This is a genomic window from Musicola paradisiaca NCPPB 2511 (genome assembly GCF_000400505.1).
Lineage (GTDB): Bacteria > Pseudomonadota > Gammaproteobacteria > Enterobacterales > Enterobacteriaceae > Musicola > Musicola paradisiaca.
In genome coordinates, this window is record NZ_CM001857.1 from 1,863,074 (window position 1) to 1,877,440 (window position 14,367).

Sequence of the window (14,367 nt, forward strand, 5' to 3'; positions counted from 1 at the left end):
CAACGGCTGATGGAATGGTATCCGTGGCTTAACGCGCCCTACCGGCAATTGCTGTCATGGCATCAGGCCGGACGCGGGCACCATGCGATACTGCTGCATGCCATAGACGGCATGGGCGAAGCCTCGCTGGCGTATGCCTTCGGCCGTTGGCTACTGTGCCGGCAGCCGGATGGCGTCAAAAGCTGCGGAACATGTCACTCCTGTGCGCTGATGAGCGCCGGAACCCACCCGGACTGGTATGTGCTGACGCCGGAAAAAGGGAAACTCGCGCTGGGCATCGACCTGGTGCGTGAGGTGCTGGAACACGTTCATCAGCGTTCAAGGCAGGGGGGGGCGAAGGTGGTATGGATCCCCCAGGCGGAAATATTGACGGAGGCCGCGGCTAATGCGCTGCTAAAAACGCTGGAGGAGCCGCCTGAGCAAACCTATTTTTTGCTGGCTTGCCGTGAGCCTGGCAGATTACTGGCAACCCTGCGTAGCCGCTGCCTGCACCATCATTTGTCGGCTCCGGCGGAACCACAGGGGATGCAGTGGCTGCAAGGCCGTGGTCAGTATGATAACGCCGTTATGAGCACCGCATTGCGATTGTACGGCGGCGCGCCGCTGGCGGCGGAAACGTTGTTGCAACCTGCCCGGTGGCAAGCGCGCCAGGCTGTGTGCCAGGGGGTGCTGCAGGCATTGCCGTCAGGAGATTGGTTATCGATGTTATCGACGTTTAACCATGAAGATGCCGACGTTCGCCTGTACTGGGTCGCGACATTGTTCCTTGATGCGTTGAAGCTCCGCCATCAGGCAGGCGCGGCACGGGTCAATCAGGATCAACTTGAGCTGGTTCGGCAATTGGCCGCGTTCGGCGATGATAAGCTGCAGCAAGGCGCTCGCCGCGGGCTGCAATGTCGGCATCAGTTGCTCTCGATCACTGGGGTTAATCGCGAATTGCTGTTAACGGAACTGTTGCTGGACTGGGAAAAAATATTCTCGTCCGGCGCGCAGCTTCATCCTCATCCTTTCTCTGTTTAAATACCGGAAATTGTTATGTTGCTAGTCGATTCCCATTGTCATCTTGATGGGCTGGATTATCAGTCTTTGCACCAGAATGTGGCCGATGTACTGGCCAAAGCCCGTCAGCGCGACGTCGGTTTTATTTTGGCCGTCGCCACGACGTTGTCCGGATTTCGCGGCATGACCGACCTTATCGGCGAGCGCGACGATGTGGCTTTTTCCTGCGGCGTTCACCCGCTCAGTCAGGATGAACCTTATGATTTTGCCGAGCTGCGCGCGCTGGCGGCGGCGCCGTCGGTAGTCGCGCTGGGGGAGACCGGGCTGGATTATTACTACCAGCAAGAGACGATCGCCCGTCAGCAGGCGTCTTTTCGTGCGCATATTCAAATCGGTCGTGAATTGAACAAGCCGGTTATCGTACATACCCGCTCAGCCCGCGAGGATACGTTAGCGATCCTGAAAGAAGAGCTGGCTGAGGAGTGTGGCGGCGTGCTGCATTGTTTCACCGAGGATCGTGCTACGGCTGAAGCATTATTGGATATGGGGTTCTACATTTCATTTTCCGGTATCGTCACTTTTCGCAACGCTGAGGCGCTGCGCGATGTGGCGCGTTATGTACCGCTTGACCGTCTGTTAATTGAAACCGATTCCCCCTGGCTGGCGCCAGTTCCGCATCGCGGCAAAGAAAATCAACCGGCTTATGTGCGCGATGTCGCCGAATATTTATCCGTTCTCAAACAGGTCAGTCTTGAAACGTTGGCCGCCGCAACAACCGAGAATTTCGCCCGTCTGTTTCACATTGACTCGGCACGGTTGACCCTGTCCCGATAGTGGTGAAGAATAGCCGGGTTTTTTTGAGCCTCGTAATTAATCAATGAGATCGCCTGCTGTTTTCAGGATAAAAACTGGAAGCAACAGGTTTTTTTTGGCGATGGATCACAAAGTATCGTGTATGTGATGTGGGTACTTAGCATTCTTAGTTTGAAACGTGATTGCTATCAAACATTAGGCGGCTCATTTATTTTACTCTGCGTAAAAATTAAAAGGATGTTAATAGCATCCAATGGCGTGAAGGACAATCTCCCCTCCTTCCAGTGATGTATCAGAAAGAACTTCAAGCACTATTACTCAGGAGCACTCTTTATATGTTCAAGAATGCATTTGCAAACCTGCAGAAAGTAGGTAAATCGCTAATGCTGCCGGTCTCCGTACTGCCTATCGCAGGTATTCTGCTGGGCGTCGGATCGGCCAACTTTGGTTGGTTGCCTGCTGTTGTATCCAGCGTTATGGCACAGGCGGGCGATTCGGTATTTGCCAATATGCCGTTGATCTTCGCGATCGGCGTGGCGCTTGGTTTTACTAATAACGATGGCGTTTCCGCCCTGGCTGCGGTTGTCGCCTACGGCATCATGGTGAAAACCATGGCTGTAGTTGCGCCGCTGGTACTGCATATGTCGCCGGCAGATATCGCGGCCAATCACATGGCCGATACCGGCGTACTGGGGGGCATTATCGCCGGTGCGATCGCCGCTTACATGTTTAACCGCTTCTACCGCATCCAGTTGCCGGAGTATCTCGGTTTCTTCGCCGGTAAGCGTTTTGTCCCGATTATTTCCGGTTTGGCTGCCATTCTGACCGCGCTGGTGCTGTCTTTCGTCTGGCCGCCGATTGGTACGGTTATCCAAACGTTCTCTCAATGGGCGGCGTATCAAAACCCGGTCGTTGCCTTCGGTGTTTACGGTATCGTTGAACGCAGCCTGGTGCCGTTTGGTTTGCACCATATCTGGAACGTACCCTTCCAGATGCAGATCGGCGAGTTTACCAACGCGGCGGGCCAGGTGTTCCATGGCGACATTCCTCGCTATATGGCGGGCGACCCGACGGCGGGCAAACTGTCCGGCGGATTCCTGTTCAAAATGTACGGTCTGCCGGCTGCCGCTATTGCTATCTGGCACTCCGCTAAACCGGAAAACCGCGCTAAAGTCGGGGGGATCATGATCTCCGCGGCGTTGACATCGTTCCTGACCGGTATCACTGAACCGATTGAATTCTCTTTCCTGTTTGTCGCACCGATTCTGTACGCTATCCACGCGGTCATGGCAGGTCTGGCTTTCCCGATCTGTATTCTGCTTGGTATGCGCGACGGCACCAGCTTCTCGCACGGTTTGATCGACTTTATCGTATTGAGCGGCAACGGCAGCAAACTGTGGTTGTTCCCGATTGTGGGCCTGTGCTATGCCGCGCTGTATTACACCGTCTTCCGCGTGCTGATCGCCAAATTGGATCTGAAAACGCCGGGTCGTGAAGAGTCCGCTACCGAACAGTCAGCCGAAGGCAATACGGAAATGGCGGCTGCGTTGGTTTCTGCTTTCGGCGGTAAAGAGAACATCACCAACCTGGATGCCTGCATCACCCGTCTGCGCGTCAGCGTCGGCGATGTTGCCAAAGTGGATCAGGTCGGTCTGAAAAAATTGGGCGCAGCCGGTGTGGTTGTCGCGGGTTCCGGCGTTCAGGCTATCTTCGGCACCAAGTCCGACAACCTGAAAACCGATATGGATGACTATATCCGCAGTCACTGACGATATCGCACCATGAACGGTAGAAAGGGGCTTAACAGCCCCTTTTTTTTGTCAGCTTTAAACCACCTCCTCGGGAGGTGGTGATTGTTTCTATAGACAAAAAAACAGTCGCGGCAGTGGTCTCGCCCAGTTGAAAAGCCCAGCGTATCCAGCCCAACGTTGCCGCACTATGTTATGCCAACCTTGGGTTATGCCAACCTTGGGCAACAGCGATACCGCATAGCCCAGTGCCGTGTCGGTGCCCTGTAGCCGCTCAAACCATGCTGCGTGGCAGTCATGTCATTGTGGTACTCCGAGTCCTGCGCATAGATGTTACGCCACTGCGGCGCCAGGAAATCATGCGGGTGATCGCGATGCTTCTGGCCGAGCATGCCGCCAGTACGACCCCCAGCGCTTGGGTGGCGTGTTCGTGGAGCTGAAATCGCGCCAGCCGATCGAGTGGGAAGCCGGCGCAATCGGGGCCACCTGGCTCGAACCGCAACTGATCGGCGGTGGGCGGGGGATTGGGCGGCAGAAAGGACTATCAAGATAGGCGTGCCACTGGCCTCTCTTGATCTCCGGCAGTTGTTGTGTATGATTGAGTACACACTCATTAAAATTCTGTCAGGAAAGCACAATCAATGGCCAGACCGTTGAGCGAGGAAAAACAAGACGCCATCCTGGAGGCGGCAACGACGCTGATTGCCGCCAACGGTGTGGGGGCATCGACGGCGGCGATTGCGAAGATGGCGAAGGTCGCCGAAGGCACGCTGTTTACCTACTTTACCAACAAGGATGTGTTGTTGAATCAGCTGTACCTGCGGCTGTCCGAGCATTTGGCGGAGTCCCTGGCGTATGTGCCTGCCAATGATCCTCGCGAAGTGGTCACGCACATTCTCGGGCAGTTGATCGCGTGGGGTGTCCAAAACCCAGCCAGGTACCAGGCGAAGAACCAGCTCAAGGTCTCGGAGCGCATCACGCCGGCAACCCGTGCTCAGGGGGCGCAGTTGTTTCGGGAATCGCATCAGCGGTTGCTCCATATTCTTGAAGGACGTATAGAACCTGATCTTGCGTCGTTCTATGTGGTGACGGTGCTGCCAGGCTTGGCGGATGTGGCCATCGAGGCCATTGCCGCGCAGCCACAGCAGCAAGCACGGTTGACACAGGCCAGCATCGATCTGTGGTGGAAGGGCGTGAAGCCGTGAGCTTTTTTTTAATTTAAATGAGTGCGTACTCGCGCATTAAGGAGGTTAGCGTAATGTCCTCACATACCGGCTTTACCGAGACGGACGTCCCTGATCAATCAGGGCGTTGCTTCGTCGTGACAGGCGCAAACACCGGGCTGGGCTTCGAAGCCGCGTGCGTGTTGGCTGCGCGTGGCGCACGTGTGATTCTGGCCTGCCGCGATAAGCACAAAACGCTCGCCGCCATGGAGTGGATTCGAAGCCTCACGCCCGCTGCGGACTTGGCTTTTCTGCACTATGACCAAGCCGATCTTGACAGTATCCGCAGGGCCGCTGGCGAACTGGAGAGCGAACCGCGCATTGACGTGCTCGTCAACAATGCTGGCGTGATGAATCCGCCGCTTGCGCGCACCCAGCAAGGATTTGAATTGCAGTTTGGTGTCAATCATCTGGGCAGTTTTGCTTTGACGTCGCTGGTGTTGCCGCTTCTCTCCGTGAGGCCAAATGCCCGTGTCGTCATCACGGCCAGTTTGGCGCACAAGACCGGTCAGATCGACTGGTCGGACATCAACGCCGAGCGTGGCTATGAGAAACGGCCACGCTACAACACGAGCAAGCTGGCCAACGCGCTGTTTTTGTTCGAGTTGGATCGACGCCTGCGCGCGGCAGGATCGACAGTCACTGCAGTGGGCTGCCATCCGGGCTTCGCCACCACGGATCTGGGTCGGCATATTCCGGGCATCAAGCTGCTTCAGCCGCTCTTTGGTCTTATCTCCAACACGGCAGCCATGGGGGCATGGCCCACGCTGCACGCGGCAACGGGCCCCGTTCACCCGGGCGGCTATTACGGCCCGCAAGGGTTCAAAGAAATTCGCGGCGTTTCTGGCGAGGCCTCACGCGCGCCTCAAGCCACGGATCCCGCGCAGGCGCGCCGCTTGTGGGATCTATCTGTTTCGATGACAGGCATCGATCCTGGACTGCCACCTGCACCCTGATCGCGGCTCCTATTTCCAGTCGCTTATTTCAAACCTTATTGGGAGACTTCCTATGTCAGAGAAAATTGCACTCATCATTGGTGGAACCAGTGGCATCGGCAAGGCCGTTGCACAGCAGCTGGCGCGCCATGGTGCGCACGTCGTCATCACCGGGCGCCGAGAAGAAGAAGGGCAAGCGGCTGCGCGCGATGCGAGCGCCGATGCGGCCGACGGTATACGGGTTGCGTTCATCCGCAACGATGTGACGAATGAAGCGGAGGTCGAGTCGCTGATTGCCCGCGTCGTCACGGAGTTTGGCCGCATTGATTACGCCGTCAACAGCGCGGGCGTCGGCCTGGAGACCAAGGTGTTGGCTGAAAGCGGCTCGGATGCCTTCAGACAAATGCTGGATGTCAATGTCATGGGCGTCTATCACTGCATGAAATACGAACTCAAACAGATGCTGAGCCAGGGCGGCGGTGCCATCGTCAATGTCGCCTCAGCCGCAGGGCTCAACGGTATGCCAACGGTGGGGGCATACAGTGCGACCAAGCATGCTGTGGTCGGCTTGACCAAGACGGCCGCGCTTGAAAACGCCACGCAAGGGATCCGTGTCAATGCGGTTGCGCCGGGAACGATCCTGACCGAACGCCTGGCCCAAAGATTGCGGGCGAGCAACATGGACGAAAAAGTGGTCGGAACCATGCACCCGATGCAGCGCCTGGGAAGACCGGAAGAAGTGGCCGATGCGGTCGCGTGGCTGCTCTCGGACGGTGCGAGCTTCGTAACCGGGCATATCCTCAGTGTAGATGGCGGGCTACAGGCGAAGTGAATGATGGCTTGGCTCCTGACGCTGAAATAGTCGTTATGCGCCGGGCCAGAATATTCTGTTTCTGTCCATATGCGACAGAGGCCTTTAATCAAAAATATTCTCACTGATCATTGCGTTTTGGACGCCGGTCAGAACGCAATGACCGGCGGGCTGCGAGAAGAAGACGCGCGATGGATCTCCGGCATCGTCCGTTTTGTGGTTGATCCTGTGGGCCCTTGCTGGTTGCGCCCCGCAGGGCAAGCCGCCGCCGTCCATTTCGCTCGATGAGTCGGCGCCGGCACAGCCGCCTCTCGGCAATCCAGCACGACCAAGTGCCCCCCGGTTTTTTCTCCCGACGCGCTTATGGGGCTCCTGGTTCACCAGGCCACAGTCCTGTAAAGCGGACTGAAGTAGTATTGACTCCGCACCCCGCATAGGCATCCAGCCGTCAAACCATTTTCACAAATGACTTGACGTCGCCAATTTTTATTGCCGCTGTCTTTCTGCAGGATAACCGTTTCCCTGACAGGGAAATTTGGCGGTAGGATACGGATAACAATAAAAATCATCACAACATCACGTATTTGATAAGGAAAGAATATGCAGATCGTATCGGAACGGTTGACGCAGATCGCCCGCGCTTTGTTGCAGAAAGCCGGATGTGACGAGAGCGAGGCTTGCTGTGTAGCGGATCACCTGGTATCCGCCAACCTGAAAGGGCACGACAGCCATGGCGTCGGCATGCTGCCGGAATATGTCACCTTCATCAGCCAGGGGATCATGCACCCCAATACGCCGGCGCGACAGGTGCAAGATGCCGGCGCTATCTTGCAGTTTGCGGGCGATCGGGGGTTCGGGCAGCGAACGGGGCGTGATGCCATGCAGGCGGCGATCGAGCGAGTAAAAACCACGGGAGTGTGCCTGATGACGCTGGCGTCAACCTGCCACCTTGGGCGCATCGGTACTTACGGTGAAATGGCGGCGGACGCCGGGCTGATCTCCATTCATTTCGTTAACGTATCCGATATCGCACCGCTGGTCGCGCCGTTTAGCGGCAGTGAGGCCCGGTTTGGCACCAACCCGATCTGTATCGCCTTTCCGGGCAGTGACACTCAGCCGCCTTTTATCCTGGACTTCGCCACCAGTCTGGTGGCGTTGGGTAAGACCCGGGTAGCCTGGCTGGCGGGCAAAACCTTCGACGAGCCCGTCATGCTGGATAGCGCGGGGAATCCCACTGGCGATCCTAAAGTGATGTGGGAAGGGGATAAAACCGGTGCGTTGTTACCGATTGCTCGTCACAAAGGCGGCGGGCTGATTCTGGCGGCGGAGCTGCTGGCGGGGATTCTGTCCGGCGGTGGTACGATTCAGCCGGAGAATCCGCGTGAGGGGGCGATCGTCAACAACATGACGACGATTCTGATCGACCCCGGCAAACTGGTGGACATGGCGTGGTTGCAGCAAGAATACGATGCCATGCTGGCGTATGTTCGGTCTTCAAAAGCACCGAATCCGGCGTCGCCGATCCTGATTGCTGGTGAACCGGAGCGGCAGATGCGTCAGCAACGGCTAGCGCAGGGGGTAACGCTTTCCGACGGGGAATGGCAGAAAATAGTGGCGGCAGGTATATCGTTGGGGATGGCGGAGCAGGATTTTCAACTGCCATGAAGGGGCTGTGTCGCGGCGGCAAAGAGAGTTGAAAATCATGGGAATTATCACTCATACTGCCACCACTTTGCCTGAGAGCACTTACTTATGAAGGATCCGTATCATGGCTGAAGAAACCATTTTCAGTAAAATCATCCGCCGGGAAATTCCGGCTGACATCGTGTATCAGGACGATCTGGTTACGGCGTTTCGCGATATCGCTCCGCGCACGCCGACGCACGTACTGATCGTTCCCAATGTGCTGATTCCTACCGTGAATGACGCGACACCGGCGCATGAAGCTGCACTGGGCCGCATGATTACCGTTGCCGCGAAGATCGCCGCGGATGAAGGTATCGCCGATGACGGTTATCGGCTGATTATTAATTGCAACCGTCATGGCGGGCAGGAAGTCTATCATATCCATATGCACCTGCTGGGTGGTCGCGCTCTGGGGCCATTGTTGGCAGGTTGATGATGATGCGTATTGGTTTGTCGGGGTCGGTCTGGATACTGACGGCGCTCGCAGTATTGACGGGATGCGGCGGCCGCGCCGTGTCGTTGCCCATCAATCCACAACAGACGCTGGTGTGCGACGACGCCGTTATCGCCGCCGGTCTACAGGCGACGGCGCCTACGTTGTCTACACCGCGGGAACGGGTTCGGGCAACGGCTCGGGTTCGTAACCAGTCCGACCGGGCCGTTACCCTGCATTATCGTTTTTACTGGTACGATGAGCAGGGATTAGAGCGGTTGCCCTACGACAGCGACCACCAGATTACGGTTCCTGCCCGGCAGGACGTGACCTTGATCTCTGAGCGGGTCGATCCGACGATAAACCGTGTGCGTCTTCACATTTTTCTCTGAGCGTTCCCAAGAGGATGAAAATGAAAAAATATCTTGGCATGGTGTTGATGGCGCTGTTGATCGCAGGCTGTAGCAGTCGCGCGCCCCAACCGGAGCAACCGCCGGTCAGGATCGAACCCGTCAGGCCGCAAAAACCGTCGTTGCCGTCGCAACCCGCCGAAAATCAACCGTTGCCCATACCGCCTAAAATCCAGGTGTCGACCCTGGACTGGTCAGCGGCGGTATCGCCGATGGTGGCCCAAATGTTGAAGAGCGACGGCATCGCCAAAGGCAGCATATTGATGCTGAACCGGGTGAAAAATAACACCAACGGTACATTGCAAACGGCGGCGGCGACGACTGCGCTTTATGATGCGCTGTCGTCTGCTGGCGCATTCACGCTGGTGTCCCGTGAGCAGTTAGCCGTAGCGCGCCAGTCGCTGGGGCTGTCTGAGGAAGACAGTCTGCAATCCCGCAGCAAGGCGGTCGGTTTGGCTCGCTATGTCGGGGCGCAGTATGTGCTGTATGCCGATGCGAGCGGCGATGTGAAATCCCCGGATCTATCGATGCAGCTGATGCTGGTGCAGACGGGGGAAATCGTGTGGTCCGGCAGTGGCTCCGTCCATCAACAATAATGCGCTGACCGCGCTTATCGGGCAGATCCTTCCGGCGGCGTCGACCGCCGGTTTTTATTTGGCGCCGGTACGTGGGTTGAGCGGCGAGAGCTGGCGGATTGACTCGCCGCTCGGCAGTTGGCTGGCGCGCTCGGACTCTGGCGCAGGCCGGCTGATGGGGGTATGTCGTCGACGCGAGTTTCGTGTTCTGCGGCATGTCGACGGTCAATCTCTGGCACCGTCGCCGGTGGCATATCGCGACGGCTGGTTGATTGTCGCCTGGATCCCCGGCGTTCCCCTGACGCCGTCCGATATCCCGGCGCGACTGGCGGATGGAACGCTGGCCGGCATGCTGGCGCGGTTGCATCATCTGCCGGCATATGGTTATCCGCTGCCGTTGAAGGCGCTGCTGGATAGCCACTGGCGGCACATGTCGCCTGCGCGCCGTACTCCTGCGTTGTTGCGCCTGCATCGTCGGTTCATGCGTTCACCGTTGCCGCCGACGCTGCGCTTATCGCCGTTGCACCTGGATATTCATGCCGACAATGTGCTGGCGACTGAGGGCGGTTGCCGGCTGATCGATTGGGAATACGCGGCGGACGGCGATATTGCGCTGGAGTTGGCGGCGCTATCTCGGGCGATGGCATCGGAGGCGGCATTATGGCCGACATTTCTGACGGACTATTGCCGCCACTGGCGAGGTATCCCGCTGCCGTTGCTGACGCGCCGTATCGGGCAGTGGCTACCCTGGGTGGATTATCTGATGCTGATGTGGTTTGAAGTTCGCTGGCGCCAAACCGGTGAGCCGGCGTGCCGGTGTTCGGCGCAGTCTCTGCGCCAGCGGATGGGGTTGCCCTGGTAGTGTTTTGCCGGTAGGCAGTAGATCGTGTTTTGCCGGTAACGCACCGGCAGTAGAGTAGGCCGTGTTTTGCCGGCAATGAGCCGGCAGTATGAAGAATCAAGAGGTGTTTGTGGGCCCATTAATGTTAGATGTCGCCGGCTACGCGCTGGATGCGGAAGATCGGGACGTGCTGGAACATCCGCTGGTCGGGGGCGTGATCCTGTTCAGCCGTAATTTTCACGATGCCGATCAATTAGCCGAGTTGGTACGGCAGATTCGTGAGGCCTCCCGGGAGCGGTTGGTGGTAGCGGTGGATCAGGAGGGCGGACGGGTACAACGTTTCCGCCAGGGGTTTACCGCTTTACCGGCCGCGCAGTCTTTTGCCGCACTTAACGATCTGCCGCAGGCGCAGCAATTGGCGGAAGAGGCGGGGTGGGTGATGGCGGCCGAGATGATCAGCATGGATATCGACATCAGTTTCGCACCGGTGTTGGATGTTGGACATCAGAGCGCGGCCATTGGCGATCGTGCGTTTCACGATGAGCCTGATACGTTGCTGGCGGTGGCCGGTGGTTTTATTCAGGGAATGCGTCAGGCTGGGATGAAAGCCACCGGTAAACACTTCCCCGGTCACGGCGCGGTCAGTGCGGATTCCCACCAAGAGACGCCGAGGGATGATCGCCCGTTGGCGCTTATCCAGAAACGGGATATGCACATTTTCCGCGCGTTGAACGACGCCAATCTGCTGGATGCCGTCATGCCGGCTCACGTCATTTATTCCGACGCCGATCCACGCCCGGCCAGCGGCTCGCCATACTGGCTGAAGCAGGTATTGCGACAATCGCTGGGTTTTGACGGCATCATTTTTTCCGACGATCTTTCCATGGAAGGCGCGGCGGTGATGGGAAATTATGTGGATCGCGCGCAGGCGTCGCTGGATGCCGGATGCGACATGATTCTGGTGTGTAATCAACGGCAAGGAGCTATCAGCGTGCTGGATAACCTGCCGTTGATCAATGTAGACCGTCTGGCGCGGCTTTATCATCAGGGCAGGTTTACCCGTCGTGAATTGCTTGATTCATCACGCTGGAAGCAGTCGAGTCAAGCATTGACTACACTCAGTGAACGTTGGCTGGCCTATAAGGCCACGCGCTGAACGTCTAACATGCGCGTCGGCCACCGAACTATCGGTATCAGGGGACGTCGGTATCAGGGGTTGTCGGTATCAGGAGACGTCGGTATCAGGGGAAGGTTATCAGATGATTATCTATTTACACGGTTTCGATTCCAGTAGTCCGGGGAACCATGAAAAAATACTGCAGCTGCAGTTTATCGATCAGGATGTCCGGTTACTCAGTTACAGTACGCTGCATCCTCGTCATGATATGCAACACCTGCTCAAAGAGACGGATAAGCTGTTGCAGCGCGGTGAAGACGAACGCCCATTGATTTGCGGGGTCGGGCTGGGGGGCTTCTGGGCGGAACGCATCGGTTTTTTGTGCGGCATCCGGCAGGTGGTGTTCAATCCGAATCTTTTCCCGCAGGAGAACATGAGCGGCAAAATTGATCGCCCGGAAGAGTATGTGGATATCGCGACCAAGTGCATCGAAAATTTCCGTGAAAAAAACCGCGAACGCTGTCTGGTGGTGTTGTCCAGGAATGATGAAATGTTGGACAGTGCGCGTAGCGCCCGGTTGCTCGGTGATTTTTACAATGTGGTCTGGGATGAAACCGAAACCCACAAGTTCAGAAATATTGCGCCGCATCTCCAGCGTATCAAGACATTTAAAGCGGAGGACGCGGCGGCCCATCCTGATTAAGTGTTAAGGTCGCCGTCGGAGGTGATCCTCTGCCCGGCCCGTTCCCGCCACGGCCTTTACGTCTTCCCTATCATCGTGGGTTCCGCCGATTCCGTCGGCGGCATCGTTTTTTCCCGGCATGAATCTTCCGGCATCGCCTCTACCTTGGTGTTATGCCTTCTCTCGCCAGCGCGCTCTGGCTCGATGGATGTTACCGCCATGCTACGGGACGGTTGTCCCATGCCTTTCACCCTGTTTTTTTATAAAACTCAGCACATTCAATGAGTAATCAAAATCCCGTCAGGATGCGTAACTAAAGTAAATTGATATAAATCAATTTTGGTATGACCAAATGACCTTACGTGATACTCTGGCCGCAGTATCTGGTTTGTATTATTGGAACCCTATGTAATGCAAGGATATTATTTTTTCACCTTCCATTAACTATTGGTTCACAAATTTTCAGGGGGTCGTTTTGACATCAGTATCATTGAAAAGAATCGTAGTGGTTGGCGGCGGCGCCGGTGGTCTGGAGCTGGCGACTCGTCTGGGTCATAAATTGGGACGCAGGCAGAAAGCTGAAATTACGCTGGTGGATCGCAATCACAGCCACGTCTGGAAACCGCTGTTGCATGAAGTCGCCACCGGTTCATTGGACGATGATATGGACGCGCTGAGCTACCTGGCCCATGCCCGTAATCATCATTTCAATTTCCAGCTGGGTTCCCTGACCCACATCGATCGTGAGTTGAAAAACATCCGTCTGGCGGAGATCCGTGACGACCAGGGCGAGTTGCTGGTGGCTGAACGCGAACTGGCCTACGACATTCTGGTGGTGGCGCTGGGCAGTACCTCGAATGATTTCGGTACGCCGGGGGTTAAAGACCACTGTATTTTCCTCGATAGCCCTAAACAGGCGCGTCGTTTCCACAATGAAATGCTCAACCTGTTCCTGCGTTTTTCCGCCAGCCACGGTGAAAAAGACAAGGTCAACATCGCTATCGTGGGCGGCGGCGCGACGGGGGTAGAGCTGTCGGCTGAGCTGCACAATGCAGTCAAACAGTTGCACAGTTATGGGTTCGATGGGGTGAGTAACGATACGCTCAACGTCACGCTGGTGGAGGCTGGCGAGCGTATTTTGCCGGCGCTGCCGCCGCGTATTTCCGCCGCCGCGCATCAGGAGTTGACGAATATCGGCGTGCGTGTGCTGACCAAAACCATGGTCACTAGCGCCAGTGCCGAGGGGCTTAACACCAAGGACGGCGAATTTATCAACGCGGATCTGATGGTGTGGGCTGCGGGTATCAAGGCGGCTGATGAAATGAAAGAGATCGCCGGCCTGGAAACCAATCGCGTCAATCAACTGGTGGTTGAGCCGACGCTGCAAACCACGCGCGATCCGTTTATTTTCGCTATCGGCGACTGCGCATCTTGCCCGCAGCCCGCCGGTGGATTGGTACCGCCCCGTGCGCAGGCGGCGCATCAGATGGCGTCTCGCTGTTACAGCAACATTCTGGCGCTGATGAACGGCCAGCCGCTGAAAGCTTATGTGTACAAGGATCACGGCTCGTTGGTGTCGCTGTCCAAATTCAGCACCGTCGGCAGCCTGATGGGCAACCTGATGCGGGGTTCTGTCATGGTGGAAGGTCACATCGCCCGTATTGTGTACATTTCCCTGTACCGCATGCACCAGATCGCGCTGCATGGGTATATCAAGACCGGCTTGATGATGCTGGTCGGCAGCATCAACCGGGTGATTCGCCCGCGTCTCAAATTGCACTGAGTTCTACGCTTGCCTTGCCCGCCGTCCGGCGGGCAATTTCCTGATTTTTCTTGAATATTTTTCACTGTTTGACAGCGTAACATATTGAACTAACAGCGAAATCAGGTAAGAAAACTCCCAAATGTGACATTTATGTTATCTGTCCCCAGTTTTGGGCGACTAATCCGATTGAGCGACCCGAGATGATTGGGCAGACTGCATGCGACAGGCGGTGTGGCACATCCGTCCTGTTTGTTTCGGTGGCGGATTGGCGCGTTTGCGGTAAGCGGCGCGGAGCCATTCGCCAACCGGGATAAATGTGTAGCTATCCA

14 protein-coding genes are annotated in these 14,367 nt (G+C 56.7%); all 14 read left to right on the forward strand.

The window, feature by feature from the left end; translation table 11 throughout:
• Positions 1-9 precede the first annotated feature (9 nt).
• Positions 10-1,020, forward strand: coding sequence for a DNA polymerase III subunit delta' (gene holB / locus DPA2511_RS08210; RefSeq protein ID WP_012765209.1), 1,011 nt, complete (start codon positions 10-12; stop codon positions 1,018-1,020).
• Between the two features lie 15 nt (positions 1,021-1,035).
• A complete protein-coding gene (locus tag DPA2511_RS08215; RefSeq protein WP_012765210.1) occupies positions 1,036-1,833 on the forward strand; it encodes a metal-dependent hydrolase in 798 nt (265 codons plus the stop codon).
• A 314-nt stretch (positions 1,834-2,147) separates the two neighbouring features.
• Entirely contained in the window at positions 2,148-3,581 is a 1,434-nt protein-coding gene (ptsG, locus tag DPA2511_RS08220) for a PTS glucose transporter subunit IIBC (RefSeq protein ID WP_012765211.1), read from the forward strand.
• 620 nt (positions 3,582-4,201) lie between these two features.
• Entirely contained in the window at positions 4,202-4,765 is a 564-nt protein-coding gene (locus DPA2511_RS08225; protein WP_012765212.1) for a TetR/AcrR family transcriptional regulator, read from the forward strand.
• Positions 4,766-4,818: 53 nt separating this feature from the next.
• Positions 4,819-5,739, forward strand: a complete 921-nt coding sequence (locus DPA2511_RS08230; protein ID WP_012765213.1) for an oxidoreductase — start codon at positions 4,819-4,821, stop codon at positions 5,737-5,739.
• Between the two features lie 52 nt (positions 5,740-5,791).
• Positions 5,792-6,550: an SDR family NAD(P)-dependent oxidoreductase gene (locus tag DPA2511_RS08235; RefSeq protein ID WP_012765214.1), complete on the forward strand. Its 759-nt coding sequence runs from the start codon at positions 5,792-5,794 to the stop codon at positions 6,548-6,550.
• A gap of 579 nt (positions 6,551-7,129) precedes the next feature.
• Complete coding sequence (locus DPA2511_RS08245; protein ID WP_012765215.1) at positions 7,130-8,194, forward strand: malate/lactate/ureidoglycolate dehydrogenase; 1,065 nt, start codon at positions 7,130-7,132, stop codon at positions 8,192-8,194.
• A 103-nt stretch (positions 8,195-8,297) separates the two neighbouring features.
• Positions 8,298-8,648, forward strand: a complete 351-nt coding sequence (hinT, locus tag DPA2511_RS08250) for a purine nucleoside phosphoramidase (protein WP_012765216.1) — start codon at positions 8,298-8,300, stop codon at positions 8,646-8,648.
• Positions 8,648-9,040: a YcfL family protein gene (locus DPA2511_RS08255; protein WP_081636756.1), complete on the forward strand. Its 393-nt coding sequence runs from the start codon at positions 8,648-8,650 to the stop codon at positions 9,038-9,040. Before hinT ends, DPA2511_RS08255 begins: the two co-directional genes overlap by 1 nt.
• A 20-nt stretch (positions 9,041-9,060) precedes the next feature.
• Positions 9,061-9,654, forward strand: coding sequence for a penicillin-binding protein activator LpoB (gene lpoB, locus DPA2511_RS08260; RefSeq protein WP_012765218.1), 594 nt, complete (start codon positions 9,061-9,063; stop codon positions 9,652-9,654).
• The gene (locus tag DPA2511_RS08265) at positions 9,632-10,495 is read left to right on the forward strand and encodes a phosphotransferase (RefSeq protein ID WP_012765219.1); all 864 of its coding nucleotides are present in this window, start codon (positions 9,632-9,634) and stop codon (positions 10,493-10,495) included. Before lpoB ends, DPA2511_RS08265 begins: the two co-directional genes overlap by 23 nt.
• A 109-nt stretch (positions 10,496-10,604) precedes the next feature.
• A complete protein-coding gene (gene nagZ / locus DPA2511_RS08270) occupies positions 10,605-11,630 on the forward strand; it encodes a beta-N-acetylhexosaminidase (protein WP_023638253.1) in 1,026 nt (341 codons plus the stop codon).
• Between the two features lie 103 nt (positions 11,631-11,733).
• A complete protein-coding gene (gene ycfP / locus DPA2511_RS08275) occupies positions 11,734-12,294 on the forward strand; it encodes an alpha/beta hydrolase YcfP (protein ID WP_012765221.1) in 561 nt (186 codons plus the stop codon).
• 454 nt (positions 12,295-12,748) lie between these two features.
• Complete coding sequence (locus DPA2511_RS08285; protein ID WP_012765222.1) at positions 12,749-14,056, forward strand: NAD(P)/FAD-dependent oxidoreductase; 1,308 nt, start codon at positions 12,749-12,751, stop codon at positions 14,054-14,056.
• The last annotated feature ends 311 nt before the right edge of the window (positions 14,057-14,367 follow it).